13 protein-coding genes are annotated in these 12,648 nt (G+C 72.2%); 7 read left to right on the forward strand and 6 right to left on the reverse strand.

The genetic code is table 11. The features are described 5' to 3' along the window. Positions 1-119: 119 nt before the first annotated feature. Positions 120-1,031, forward strand: a complete 912-nt coding sequence (gene htpX, locus D7231_RS11540) for a zinc metalloprotease HtpX (RefSeq protein ID WP_120755079.1) — start codon at positions 120-122, stop codon at positions 1,029-1,031. Between the two features lie 65 nt (positions 1,032-1,096). Continuing rightward, the gene (gene pspAB / locus D7231_RS11545; RefSeq protein ID WP_120755081.1) at positions 1,097-1,681 is read left to right on the forward strand and encodes a PspA-associated protein PspAB; all 585 of its coding nucleotides are present in this window, start codon (positions 1,097-1,099) and stop codon (positions 1,679-1,681) included. 78 nt (positions 1,682-1,759) lie between these two features. On the opposite strand, the gene D7231_RS11550 is transcribed toward pspAB, so the two are convergent. Together D7231_RS11550 and D7231_RS11555 are read right to left on the reverse strand one after the other, a co-directional pair. Continuing rightward, positions 1,760-2,302, reverse strand: a complete 543-nt coding sequence (locus tag D7231_RS11550; RefSeq protein ID WP_120755083.1) for an RNA 2'-phosphotransferase — start codon at positions 2,300-2,302, stop codon at positions 1,760-1,762. Next, a complete protein-coding gene (locus D7231_RS11555) occupies positions 2,302-2,826 on the reverse strand; it encodes a PadR family transcriptional regulator (RefSeq protein WP_120755583.1) in 525 nt (174 codons plus the stop codon). The genes D7231_RS11550 and D7231_RS11555 overlap by 1 nt, the downstream gene beginning before the upstream one ends. A 113-nt stretch (positions 2,827-2,939) precedes the next feature. Between D7231_RS11555 and D7231_RS11560 the strand changes: the two genes are divergently transcribed. Together D7231_RS11560 and D7231_RS11565 are read left to right on the forward strand one after the other, a co-directional pair. After that, a complete protein-coding gene (locus tag D7231_RS11560; protein ID WP_120755085.1) occupies positions 2,940-3,497 on the forward strand; it encodes a hypothetical protein in 558 nt (185 codons plus the stop codon). Between the two features lie 102 nt (positions 3,498-3,599). Continuing rightward, positions 3,600-4,952 carry a carotenoid oxygenase family protein gene (locus D7231_RS11565; RefSeq protein ID WP_120755087.1) on the forward strand — a complete coding sequence of 451 codons (1,353 nt, stop codon included), beginning with the start codon at positions 3,600-3,602 and terminating at the stop codon, positions 4,950-4,952. 10 nt (positions 4,953-4,962) lie between these two features. Here the strand turns inward: D7231_RS11565 and D7231_RS11570 are convergent, their stop codons facing one another. The 4 genes from D7231_RS11570 to D7231_RS11585 form a co-directional block, all read right to left on the reverse strand. Continuing rightward, the gene (locus D7231_RS11570) at positions 4,963-5,925 is read right to left on the reverse strand and encodes a MerR family transcriptional regulator (RefSeq protein WP_241999687.1); all 963 of its coding nucleotides are present in this window, start codon (positions 5,923-5,925) and stop codon (positions 4,963-4,965) included. A gap of 93 nt (positions 5,926-6,018) precedes the next feature. Beyond that, positions 6,019-6,933, reverse strand: coding sequence for a metal-dependent hydrolase (locus D7231_RS11575; RefSeq protein WP_120755091.1), 915 nt, complete (start codon positions 6,931-6,933; stop codon positions 6,019-6,021). A 23-nt stretch (positions 6,934-6,956) separates the two neighbouring features. Beyond that, complete coding sequence (locus tag D7231_RS11580) at positions 6,957-8,741, reverse strand: SDR family oxidoreductase (RefSeq protein WP_120755093.1); 1,785 nt, start codon at positions 8,739-8,741, stop codon at positions 6,957-6,959. Continuing rightward, positions 8,738-9,601, reverse strand: coding sequence for a M24 family metallopeptidase (locus tag D7231_RS11585; RefSeq protein ID WP_120755584.1), 864 nt, complete (start codon positions 9,599-9,601; stop codon positions 8,738-8,740). The genes D7231_RS11580 and D7231_RS11585 overlap by 4 nt, the downstream gene beginning before the upstream one ends. A gap of 235 nt (positions 9,602-9,836) precedes the next feature. Between D7231_RS11585 and D7231_RS11590 the strand changes: the two genes are divergently transcribed. From D7231_RS11590 to D7231_RS11600, 3 genes are read left to right on the forward strand one after another with little or no spacing between them, the layout of a single operon-like run. Then, a complete protein-coding gene (locus tag D7231_RS11590; RefSeq protein WP_120755095.1) occupies positions 9,837-10,838 on the forward strand; it encodes an ABC transporter ATP-binding protein in 1,002 nt (333 codons plus the stop codon). Continuing rightward, the gene (locus D7231_RS11595) at positions 10,828-11,727 is read left to right on the forward strand and encodes an ABC transporter permease subunit (protein ID WP_120755097.1); all 900 of its coding nucleotides are present in this window, start codon (positions 10,828-10,830) and stop codon (positions 11,725-11,727) included. Before D7231_RS11590 ends, D7231_RS11595 begins: the two co-directional genes overlap by 11 nt. Beyond that, positions 11,724-12,635 carry an ABC transporter ATP-binding protein gene (locus D7231_RS11600; protein WP_120755099.1) on the forward strand — a complete coding sequence of 304 codons (912 nt, stop codon included), beginning with the start codon at positions 11,724-11,726 and terminating at the stop codon, positions 12,633-12,635. Before D7231_RS11595 ends, D7231_RS11600 begins: the two co-directional genes overlap by 4 nt. Positions 12,636-12,648: the final 13 nt, after the last annotated feature.

The following is a 12,648-nucleotide window of genomic DNA, read 5'->3' on the forward strand; positions in this document are numbered from 1 at the left end:
CCGGCCCGCGGGGACTCCCTCGCGACCGACGATTCCCCGCGCGATCGGTGAAGAGGGAGAATCGGGGCATAGGCATCCACCAAGGCGCGTTCCCAGGAGAGCCGCCCGGGAGGTTTCCCATGCACTCCTCGAAGAGCACCCGATTCGCCCCGGACCGCGGGCTGACCACCCGCATGGTGAGCACGATGTTCTTCATCGGCCTGCTCTACGTGGTCTTCGTGGGGGTGCTCCTGGCGCTGCTGCGCGGCGCCTGGCCCCTCATCCTGCTCTTCGCAGGAGGCATGTTCATCGCGCAGTTCTGGTTCAGCGACAGGATCGCCGCCTTCAGCATGGGGGCGCGGGAAGTCACCCCCGAGCAGGCGCCCGAGCTGCACGGCGCCGTCGACCGCCTGTGCGCGCTCGCTGACATGCCCAAGCCGCGCGTGGCGATCGCCGACAGCGACGTGCCGAACGCCTTCGCCACCGGGCGCAACCGGAAGAACGCCCTGGTGTGCGCGACCACGGGACTGCTGCGCAGGCTGGAGCCCGAGGAACTGGAGGGCGTGCTCGCCCACGAGCTCTCGCACGTGGCCCACCGCGACGTCGCCGTCATGACCATCGCCTCCTTCCTGGGCGTGCTGGCCGGGATCATCACGCGCGTCGGCCTGTGGGGCGGCCTCCGCCGCGTGGGCGGGCGCGACAGCAACACCGCCGTCCTGGTCGTCCTGATCCCGCTGATCAGCGCCGTCGTCTACGCCATCAGCTTCCTGCTCACCCGCCTGCTCTCCCGCTACCGGGAACTGTCCGCCGATCGTGCGGGAGCCCTGCTCACCGGTCGGCCGTCCGCACTGGCGGCCGCCCTGACCAAGGTCACCGGTGAGATGGCCCGGATCCCCACCCGCGACCTCCGGCAGGCCGAGCCGTTCAACGCCTTCTACTTCGCGCCCGCGTTCTCCAAGGAGAGCTTCAGCCGCCTGCTGTCCTCCCACCCGCCGCTGGAACAGCGGCTGGAGCAGCTCGGCCGGATCTCGGCCCAGCTGGGCCGTCCCTGACGGCTCTCCGCCGGTCTCCCGATCGTCTCCCGATCGCCCTCACCGCCCGGAAGGAGCGCGTGCCCGTGGGCTTCCTGGACGTCATCCTCGGCCGCAGCAAGCCGGTCCGCCCGGACCTCGATCAGCTCTTCGCCCTGCCGTCCGCCGCGATCACCCTCCAGGCGGGCGCCGGCCTCACCCCGACCGGGCTGGGCTCGGTCTGCTTCGCCAGCGTGGAGGGCGGCGCCTTCGCACAGCTCCAGCAGGACGTACGGGCCCTGCTGGACGCGGACACGGAGCGCGGCGGCGAGCCCGTCGCCTTCAGCCAGGACGCGTACGGCTATACGTGGCTGCTCGCACGGCAGCCGCCCGAGGACACGGCCGCGCTGGTCAACGACCTGCACGCGGTCAACACCCTGCTCCAGGACGGTGGTTTCGGGCCGCAGCTGCTCTGCTCCCTGATGGGCTTCCGCGGCGCGGACGGGCGCTCCCTGGCGCTGGTCTACCTCTACAAGCGCGGCACCTTCTACCCCTTCGCGCCCGTGGCGGGCGCGGGGGAGAAGCGGGACAACGGCCTGGAACTACAGGCGCGGGCGCTGCTGGCGGACGACCTGCGGATCGAGGAGGACCTGGCGCGCTGGTTCCCGGTGTGGGGCGCGCCCGGCCTGTGAGCGGCGCGGGGCGCGTCCGTACCCCGTACCGGCCGGTGCCGGGCCGGTCGCCGCGAAGGGCCCGGCCCGGGAGCCGGCTCAGCCGGGGAGCCGCAGGAACTCGGCCGGAACGCGCTCCACCAGCCACACCCCGTTCTCGCTCACGCGGAAGACGTGGCCCGCCTGGTGCATCCCGTACGCGTCCACGGTCAGCACCACCGGCTTGCCACGGCGGGCGCCCACGCGCATCGCCGTCTCGCGGTCGGCCGACAGGTGGACGGCGTGCCGGGTCATGGGGCGCAGGCCCTCGGCCCGGATGGCGGCGACGGAGCGTGCCACCGTGCCGTGGAAGACCACGGCGGGCGGCTCGGCGGCCGGAAGGGCGAGGTCGACCGGCACGGAATGGCCCTGGTTGGCCCGGATGAGCTCGCCGTCGAGGGTGTAGCGCTGCTTGTCGTTCGAGGCGACGACCTCCTCCAGCTCGGCCCGGCTGAAGGGGAGACCGTGCGCGGCGCTCGCCTCCAGCAGGGCGGCGACGGACGTCCAGCCCTGGGCGTCCAGGGCGATGCCGATCCGGCCGGGGTCGTGCCGCAGGTGCCTGGCCAGGTGCTTCGAGATGCGGGTCGCGCGCTGGACGTCCATCACCGGCGCGTCCTGCCGAGCTCCTCGACGGCCCAGCGGGCCCATTCCTCGCGCATGGCCATGAAGCGCAGCCCGTACTCCAGGGCCAGCCGGCCGTTCACGGACAGCGGGTCGTCGCCCCAGTCCACGTTCCGCTCCACTTCCTCCAGCGCCTGGTGCTGGCCCGCGGCGCGCTCGGCCTCGCCCATGAGGTAGGCCGTGGCCTCCACGGGCGTGAGGTGGTTGAGGAAGAAGACCCGCAGCAGCACGTCGCTGCGGCGCACCGGGTCGGGCGCGGCCTCGGTGAGCCAGCGGCGCAGCTCTTCGCGGCCCTCGTCGGTGATCGCGTACTCCTTGCGGCCGCGCGGGCCCTCCGCCGCGACCTCCAGCAGGCCGGCCTTGGTGAGCTTGCCCAGCTCGCCGTAGACCTGGCTCTGCGTCGCCGGCCAGACATTGCTGAGCGAGGTCTCGAACCGCTTCATCAGGTCGTACCCGCTGGCCGGCCGGTCGGCCAGCAGGCCCAGCATCGCGTGTCTCAGGCTCATGCCGTCCACCCTACCTTCCACTGTTGACATGTCGGGTGGCGACCTTCTACTTTTGACATGTCAGAGTTGGAATGTCGGCGGGAAGGCCGGCACCCCGCCCGAGGAGACCTTCGATGAACTACGTGCGCGGCTTCATTCCCTGGATCGCCTTCGCGGTCGTCTCCTCCGCCGGCTGGCAGTGGGGCGCCCTGGCCGGGCTCGTCACCGGCGTCGCTCTGCTGGTCAAGGAGTGCAAGGCCGGGGTCGCGGCGGAGTCGCTGATCCTGGAGGGCAGCACGGTCTGCTACTTCGTCGTGCTCACGGCTGTGGCCTTCGCCCTTCCGCACAGCGAGCTGCGGCACTACGGCGGGACCATGTCCCTGGGCTGGCTCGCGCTCACCGCCTGGGCCACGCTGGCCGTCGGCCGTCCGTTCACGACCGGCATCGCCAAGCGGCAGGCGCCTGCCGCCGTGTGGGGAACCCCGCTCTTCCGCCGCATCAACGTCGTGATCACTTCCGTCTGGGCCGTCTCCTTCACCGTGACCGCCGCGGTGCTGGCCCTGGTGACCGCCGAAGGCCTCGGCAACGAGGTGTCGGTTCCGGTCCAGGTCGCGGGCTTCGTCCTGCCCGCCCTCTTCACCGCCCGCTACCCCGAGCGCGCCCGCGCCCGCTTCCTTCAGGCAGCTCCGTAAGAGCCCCGCCGCCCGGCGAATTCCACGGGCCTTCACGGCAGCCACCGCAGCAACCGCAGTCATCGCAGCCGCCCGCAGCCACCGCAGAGGAGATACCGCGCTATGACGACGGCCCCGCCCGCCCATCTCGCCGGCAACTACGCGCCCGTGACGGAGGAGCTCACCGCGTACGACCTCCCGGTCACCGGAGCGATCCCGCCGGAGCTCACCGGCTGGTATCTGCGCAACGGCCCCAACCCGCAGGACGCCGCCTCCAGCCACTGGTTCTTCGGGGACGGCATGATCCACGGAGTGCGCCTCGAAGGCGGCCGGGCCACCTCCTACCGCAACCGCTGGGTGCGCACCTCCACCTTCACCGACGGCGCCCGCGTCTACGACGAGCGCGGCAGGCGCGACCTGACCGCCGGAGCCGCGAACACCCACGTCGTGCGGCACGCGGGCCGCACCCTCGCCCTGGTCGAGTCCTCCTACCCGTACGAGCTGGACGCCCGGCCCGGGCGCGAGCTGGAGACCGTCGGCCCGTACGACTTCGGCGGCCGGCTCAGCACACCGATGACCGCCCATCCCAAGACCTGCCCGGAGACCGGAGAGCTGCACTTCTTCGGCTACGGAGGGCTCTCCGCGCCCTACCTGACCTACCACCGGGCCGATGCGGGCGGCGAGTTGACGGTCAGCCGGCCCGTCGAGGTGCCCGCGCACACGATGATGCACGACTTCCACCTCACCCGCTCCCACGTCGTCTTCATGGACCTGCCCGTCGTCTTCGACCTCGACCGCGCCCGAGCCGCCGGCGGCGGCATGCCGTACGCGTGGGACCCCGGCTACGGCGCCCGGCTGGGCGTGCTGCGGCGCGACGACCCCCACGGCGAGGTGCGCTGGTTCACCATCGGCCCCTGCTACGTCTTCCACGCCCTCAACGCCCACGACGAGCAGCACGCCGACGGCGAGCGCATCGTCCTGTACGTGGCGCGCTATCCGCACTACGGCAGCGAGGACGGCCGGAGCCGCGCCCACGCCACCCTCTGGCGCTGGACCCTCGACCTGACGGCCGGGACGGTGACCGAAGACCAGCTGGACGACCGGCCTTGTGAGTTCCCCCGGGTGGACGACCGGCTCGCCGGGCTCGCGGCCCGGTACGGCCACGTCACCTCCACCTCACTGCCCGGCAGACCCCTCGACCGCGGCTCCCTGCTCCGTTACGGCCTGTGGTCGGGGTCCGTCGCCCGCCACGACTTCGGGCCCGGGAGGACCCCGGCCGAGGCGGCGTTCGCCCCCGCCGACGACCGGCCCGGCGGTCCCGGATGGCTGCTGACCTACGTCCACGACGCCGCCACCGACCGCAGTGACCTCGTCATACTCGACGCCGACGACCTCGCCGCGGAGCCGGTCGCCACCGTCCACCTGCCGCAGCGCGTGCCCTACGGTTTCCACGGCAACTGGCTCGCGGACCGCTGAGCCGGCGGAGCTATCGGGCCTCGGGCTCGATGACCAGCGCGTCCATCGTGCGGGCCTGCACCTCGCGCTCCACCGCGGCGGCGACGAAGGCGGCGACGTTCTCCTGCCCGACCAGCGCTTCCACGGCCCGGAAGGTCCGGTCGGGAAGCCGGACGGTTCCGGGGAGGGGGAGGGAGCCGGAGGAAGCGGCCGGCGGACCGGTCTCCTCCGCGGCCGGGGCTACGGCGCCGGAGACCTCGGCGTCCTCGGCAGCCTCGGAGGTCTCGGCCTCCAGGTGCCGGCGGAGGTGGCGCGTGGCCATCGCACGCATGGCGCGGGCGAGTTCGACGTCGATGGTCTGCTGGGCCAGCGGCCGCAGCCGGCGCACCAGCGAGGCGGCCTCGGCGGCCTCCTCCTCGGTGGGCGGGTGATCGAGGTACTGCCGGAAGACGTATTCGGTGGTGAAGTCCAGGAACCGGCCCGCTATGTGCTCGACCCTCGTGCGCAGTTCGCGCAGGTGGCCGGTGATGGCGAGCAGCGGCACCCCGGCGGCGTGGAGCTCCACGGCGACGGTCAGTTCCTGCGGGCTCGGCACGAGGAACTCCTCGGGCGCGTCCGGCACGCGCACGAGGACGCCGAGTTTCACCGCATCCTCGACGGCGTCGTCGTCCTGGGCGCCGCCGAAGCGCTCGCCGAGCTCCGCCCGGGTGATCCGGCCCGCCTCCTCGTCCGACCACGGCCCGGCCACCTCGGCGACCAGCCCGAGGACCCCGCCCAGGCCGCGGCCGGTGTCCCAGGCGTCCAGGAGCTCCTTGATGCTCGCCAGGGTGTAGCCGCGGTCGAGGAGCCCGGCGATCTGGTGCAGGCGCTCCAGATGGGTGTCCCGGTAGACGTTGGCGCGCCCGCGCCGCTCCGGCTTGGGGAGCAGCCCCCGGTCCTGGTAGGCGCGGATCGTGCGGACCGTGGCGCCGCTGTGGTGGGCGAGGGCCTCGATGCGGTATTCGCGGTCGCGGCCGGGCCGGCCGGTCTCGCCGTGCCGGCCGGGGAGACCGGGACGACCGGGCTGCTCGGACAAGAGTGTCGCTCCTTACGAAAGGGCCGCGCGGCCTATCGCGCCCGCCGCGGTCCGTGCCGCGGGTGAGGTCGCCAGATAGTCGACGGCTCTGCGCAGCGACCCCTCCTTCGAGGGATGGTACGACCGCCGGAGGTAGCGCGGGACGGCCGAGCCCAGCTCGCGCCAGCTCGGCAGCAGGCCCATGGCCACGGCCCGGTTGTGCTCGCGTAGCGAGTAGCGCATCCGCTTCGCGAGCCGCGGGTCGTTGCGGATCAGGAAGCGCGTCCCCCGGTTCCAGAGGTGGAAGAGCACGGGCGCCGTCACGGCCATGCCGAGGACACGGCGGGCATAGCGGCCGGGGTCCTCGCCGCCGCAGTGCTCGTACATGTCGAAGGCGACGGAGCGGTGCTCGACCTCCTCGGCGCCGTGCCAGCGCAGCAGGTCCAGCATCACCGGGTCCGGGGCGGCCCGGTCCAGGCCCTCCGCCTCCAGCACCCAGTTGCCCAGGACGGCCGTGAACTGCTCGATGGCGGCGATCAGCGAGAGGCGGAAGCGCAGCCACTCCCGCGCCGTCACCGGCATGCCGAACGGCGGCTTCTCGCCCAGCAGGACGTCGAAGAGGTAGTCGACGTGGCGGGTGTACGGGGTGGTGTCCAGGTCCTGCGCGGCGAGGTGGCCGAGCACGTACGCGTGCTGGACGCTGTGCGTGGCCTCCTGGCCCATGAACCCCTTGACGTCCTTGAGCAGCACGGGGTCCTGCACCAGCGGCAGGGCCTCCTTGAACACCTTGACGAACCACCGCTCCCCGGCCGGCAGCAGCAGGTGCAGGACGTTGATGACGTGGGTGGCGGTGGGCTCTTCCGGTATCCAGTGCAGGGGTGTCGCGTCCCAGTCGAAGGAGACGCGGCGGGGGGCTATCGCGTAAGCGCCCCGGTGTCCGTCGGTCATTTCTGCTTCTCCTCCGCCGTCCGCTAGAGCGGCGGCTCGATCCTGGCGAGGGCGCGCTGCGCCCACGGTGTGAAGCGGGACATGAAGCGGAGGCCGTGGGCCTCGGGGGTGACGGGCACGACCGCCTGGTTGCGCACCACGGCCCGCAGGACCGCCTCGGCGACCTTCTCCGGCGGGTAGTTCCGCCGGCCGTAGGCCCGGCTCGCCTTGGTGCGCCGCCGCCGCTGCTCCTCCTCGGAGACCCCGGCGAAGTGCGTGGCCCCGGTGATGGGGGTGTTGACGATGCCGGGGCAGATCGCGGAGACGCCGATCCCCCGCCCGGCCAGCTCCGCGCGCAGGCACTCGCTGAGCATCAGCACCGCCGCCTTGGACGTGCTGTAGGCGGGGAGGCCCCTGGAGGGCTGGAAGGCGGCGGCGGAGGCGGTGTTGACGATGTGGCCGCCCTGGCCGCGCTCCGCCATCTGCTTGCCGAAGAGGCGGCAGCCGTGGATCACGCCCCACAGATTGACGTCGAGGGTCTTGCGCCAGTCCTCCGCGGTGGTGTCCATGAAGGACCCGGCGACGCCGATGCCGGCGTTGTTGACCAGCACGTCCACCACGCCGTACTCGGCGGCGACCTTGGCGGCCAGCTTCTCCATCGCCTGCTCGTCCGAGACGTCCGTGCACTCGCCCCAGGCCTCGGGAGCGCCGATCAGCCGGGCCATGTCGGCTGTACGGGCCGCGCCCTCGGGGTCGCGGTCCACGGCGACGACCCGGGCGCCCGCCTCCGCGAAGGCGAACGCCGTGGCCCGGCCGATGCCGCTGGCCGCGCCCGTCACCAGCACCAGCCGGCCGGCGAACCAGCGCGCGTACGGGTTGGCGGGCGCCGTCTCGCGCGGCCTCGCCCCCTCCTGATGGGAGGCCGCGAACTCGGCGATCCACGCGGCGACTTGATCGGGCCGGGTGCGCGGCACCCAGTGCTTGGCGGCGAGGTTGCGCCGCACCAGGCCGGGGGCCCACTGCTCCACGTCGTCGTACAGCCGCTCGGAGAGAAAGGCGTCGCCGGTCGGCGTGATGAGCTGGACGGGCACGTGTGCGTACGCGTCGGTGCGCGGCCGGCGCAGCCGGGCGAGGACGTTGTCGCGGTAGAGCCAGGCGCCGTGCGCGGCGTCGTCCGGCAGCGACGCCGTCGGATAGCCGGAGACCGGAAGCTTCTCCGCCCGCGCGAGCATCTTGGGCCATTGCTTGCCCAGCGGGCCGCGCCAGGCCGCCTCCGGCAGCCCGGGGGTGTGCAGCAGGTACACGTACCAGGACCGGGCGCTCTGGCCCAGCAGCTGGGCCATCCGCCGCGGGGTGGGGCGGGCGGCCCGCTTGCGGAGCCACAGCGCGAGATGGTCGAGGGACGGGCCGGAGATCGACGTGAAGGAGGCGATGCGCCCCTCGGTGCGCGCGACGGTGGCGAACTCCCACGCCTGCACCGACCCCCAGTCGTGACCGACCAGGTGCACCGGAGCGTCCGGGCTCACCGCATCGGCGACGGCCAGGAAGTCGTCGGTGAGTTTCTCCAGGGTGAAGCCTCCCCGCAGCGGCTTGGGCGCCGTGGACCGGCCGCAGCCGCGCACGTCGTACAGCACCACGTGGAAGCGGTCGCTCAGCCGCTCCGCGACCTCCGACCAGACCTCCTTGCTGTCCGGGTAGCCGTGCACCAGCACCACGGTGGGCAGGGCGGCGTCACCCAGCTCGGCCACGCACAACTCGATCCCGCCCGTACGGATCCGGCGCTCGCGCGCGCCCTCCGGACCGGCGCCGTTCCCGGCGTGCTCGCTCATGCAGCCCTCTCCTCCTGCCTGCGCCGCACGTGCGGCAGATCGTCGTCCAGCCAGAACGCGCTCTCCTCGGGGTCCCGGGAGTCGGTGACCACGAGGAGCTCCTCGAACTTCGCGCCCGTGCCCCGGAAGCCGAGGTGGGGCTCGACCGCCCACAGGCCCGGCCGGGGCGGGTGGTCGGAGAACCGGTACGGGCTCCACAGCGGCGACCAGCCCTCGCGGTGCCCGCGGACGGCGTCGGACGCGAGCCCCTTGAGCGCCTGGGTGCCGAACCCGAAGACGTTCGGTGACCAGCGGCGCTCGCGGATCCGGCCCACCTTGTGCGCGATCACGCCGAACGGATAGGCGCGGTGCCGGTTCGCGTAGCCCTGGCGGACCATGAGCCGGTCCACGTCCTCGTAGATCTCGCGCAGGGAGCGGCGCTCGCGGACCTCGCGCAGCACCAGCTCCCGGTGCTCGCCGAGATCGGCGAGCAGGCGGTCGTGCAGCGGGTTCGGGCCGAGGCAGCCGGAGTAGCCGATGTCGGCCGTGAAGCCGCGGTGGACCGGCGCCATGTCGAGGATGAAGGGCATCCCCGGCTCCAGCCGCCGGCCGGTGGGGAAGAACTGCGAGGGCACCCGGAAGCCCGCGAAGGCCGTGCGGTCCCCGAACCAGGCGAACGGCAGGTGGAACCAGTCCCGCACGCCGCGGTCGCGCAGCCACTCCCGCTGCATCCGGGCCGCCTCGCGCTCGGTGACGCCGGGTCTGAGCTGGGCGGCGACGGCCTCCGCGCAGTCGTACGCCAGGCGCTGGACCTCCCTGAAGCCCCGCAACTCGCTGTCCGGTCCCCGGGGCGTCGATCCCCGCGGCACTGCTGAGGTCATGGCCATTCGTCCGTCCCGTGAGCCGGCTCCGGTACGCGTCCGTAACTTGACACTGATGAATGTGACAATGCCCGGCGGCTGCGTCAAGGGTCGTGCACCGCCTGTGGAAAACCTTCTTCTCCTTGCGCACCCATTCCCGGCCGCCCCGCCCGTCTCCTTCCTGCGGGCCGGTTCCCCTACGGGAACGTCAGACCTGAGGAGTACACGGAATCAGTCATCCGGTCTGACGCCCGCTGTGGCACGCACCACTACCGTCGAAGGTGTGACTGTGATCGCTACCGAAAGCCTCAGCAAGCGGTTCCCCCGGGTGACCGCTCTTGACCGGCTGTCCGTCGACATCACGCCGGGCGTGACCGGCCTGGTGGGCGCCAATGGAGCCGGCAAGTCCACGCTGATCAAGATTCTTCTCGGGCTGTCCCCCGCCACCGAGGGCCGCGCCACCGTGCTCGGCCTCGACGTGGCGACCGAGGGCGCCGCCATCCGCGAGCGCGTCGGCTACATGCCCGAGCACGACTGCCTGCCGCCCGACGTGTCGGCCACCGAGTTCGTCGTCCACATGGCGCGGATGTCCGGCCTGCCCGTCACCGCCGCCCGCGAGCGCACCGCCGACACGCTGCGGCACGTCGGCCTCTACGAAGAGCGCTACCGCCCCATGGGCGGCTACTCCACGGGCATGAAGCAGCGGGTCAAGCTCGCCCAGGCCCTCGTCCACGACCCCCGGCTGGTCCTGCTGGACGAGCCCACCAACGGCCTCGACCCCGTCGGCCGCGACGAGATGCTCGGCCTGATCCGCCGCATCCACACCGACTTCGGCATCTCGGTGCTGGTCACGTCACACCTGCTCGGCGAGCTGGAGCGCACCTGCGACCACGTCGTCGTCATCGACGGCGGCAAGCTGCTGCGCTCCTCCTCCACCAGCGACTTCACGCAGGCCACGGCCTCCCTCGCGGTCGAGGTCACCGACTCCGACGACCACCCGGACGGTGCCGCGGCCCTCGCCACCGCGCTCACCGCGGCCGGCCTCACCGTCCAGCCCGCCGGCCGGACCGCCGAGTTCGCGGCGGCGGGCTCGGGCCACGTCCTCCTCGTCGACGTCACCGGCGACGACACCTACGACACCGTGCGCGACGCGGTCGCCGGCCTCGGCCTCGGCCTCGTCCGCATGGAGCAGCGCCGCCACCGCATCGCGGAGGTCTTCCAGAGCGCACACGAAAGGGGCAGCGCCCATGCCGCCTGAGACCACCTCCGCGCCCGCGCAGGACGTCATCCACAACATCGGCTACCGCAACTACTCCGGCGCCCGCCTCGGCCGCTCCTACGCCCGCCGCTCGCTCTTCTCGCAGAGCCTGCGCGGCGCGTACGGCCTCGGCCGGTCGGCGAAGTCCAAGGTGCTGCCGATGATCCTGTTCGGCGTGATGTGCCTGCCCGCCGCCATCATGGTGGCCGTCACGGTCGCCACCAAGCTCAACAAGCTGCCGGTGGAGTACACGCGTTACGCGATCATCATGCAGGTCGTCATCGGCCTCTTCCTCGCGGCACAGGCCCCGCAGTCCGTCTCGCGCGACCTGCGCTTCAGGACCGTGCCCCTGTACTTCTCGCGCCCCATCGAGCGCGTCGACTACGTGACGGCGAAGTTCGCCGCCATGGTCTCCGCCCTGTTCCTCCTCACCGCAACGCCCCTGCTGATCCTGTACGTCGGCGCCCTGCTCGCGAAGCTCGACTTCGCGGACCAGACGAAGGGGTTCGCACAAGGACTGGTCTCCGTGGCACTGCTGTCCCTGCTCTTCGCCGGCATCGGCCTGGTGGTCGCCGCGCTCACCCCGCGCCGCGGTTTCGGCGTCGCCGCCGTCATCGGCGTGCTGACCATCTCCTACGGCGTCGTGACCACCATCCAGAGCATCGCCTTCCAGCGCGACAGCTTCGACGCGATCGGCTGGATGGGCCTCTTCTCGCCCATCACCCTCATCGACGGCGTCCAGACGGCGTTCCTCTCCGCGAGCACCGCGTTCCCCGAAGGCCACGGCCCCAGCACCGCGGCGGGATACGTCTACCTGCTCGTGCTCCTCGCCCTGATCGCCGGCTCCTACGGGCTGCTGATGCGCCGCTACCGAAAGGTCGGGCTGTGACCTCAATCCGCATCGACAACGTCTCCCGCTGGTTCGGCAACGTCGTCGCCGTGAACGACGTCTCCATGACCGTCGGACCGGGCGTCACCGGCCTCCTCGGCCCCAACGGCGCGGGCAAGTCCACCCTCATCAACATGATGGGCGGCTTCCTCGCCCCCTCGACCGGCACCGTCACCCTCGACGGCGCCGCCATCTGGCGCAACGAGCAGATCTACCGCCACATCGGCATCGTCCCCGAGCGGGAGGCGATGTACGACTTCCTCACCGGACTGGAGTTCGTCCGCGCCAACGCCGAACTGCACGGCCTGGGCGCGGCCGAGGCGCAGCGGGCGCTCGCCACCGTCGAGATGGAGTACGCCCAGGACCGCGCGATCAGCACGTACAGCAAGGGCATGCGGCAGCGCGTGAAGATGGCCTCCGCGCTCGTCCACGAGCCCTCCGTGCTCCTCCTCGACGAGCCCTTCAACGGCATGGATCCGCGCCAGCGCATGCAGCTGATGGACCTGCTCCGCAGGATGGGCGCCGAGGGCCGCACCGTGCTCTTCTCCTCGCACATCCTGGAGGAGGTCGAGCAGCTCGCCACCCACATCGAGGTCGTCGTCGCCGGCCGGCACGCCGCCTCCGGCGACTTCCGCAAGATCCGCCGGCTGATGACGGACCGCCCGCACCGCTACCTGGTCCGCTCCAGCGACGACCGCGCCCTGGCCGCCGCCCTGATCGCCGACCCGTCGACGGCGGGCATCGAAGTGGACGTCCAGGAAGGCGCCCTGCGCGTCCAGGCCGTCGACTTCGGCCGCTTCACCGCACTGCTGCCCCGGGTCGCCCGGGAGCACGGCATCCGGCTCTTCACGGTCTCGCCCTCGGACGAGTCCCTGGAATCGGTCTTCTCCTACCTCGTCGCGGCCTGAAAGGAGCCCAGCG

This window comes from Streptomyces klenkii (assembly GCF_003626645.1).
Classification (GTDB): Bacteria; Actinomycetota; Actinomycetes; order Streptomycetales; family Streptomycetaceae; genus Streptomyces; species Streptomyces klenkii.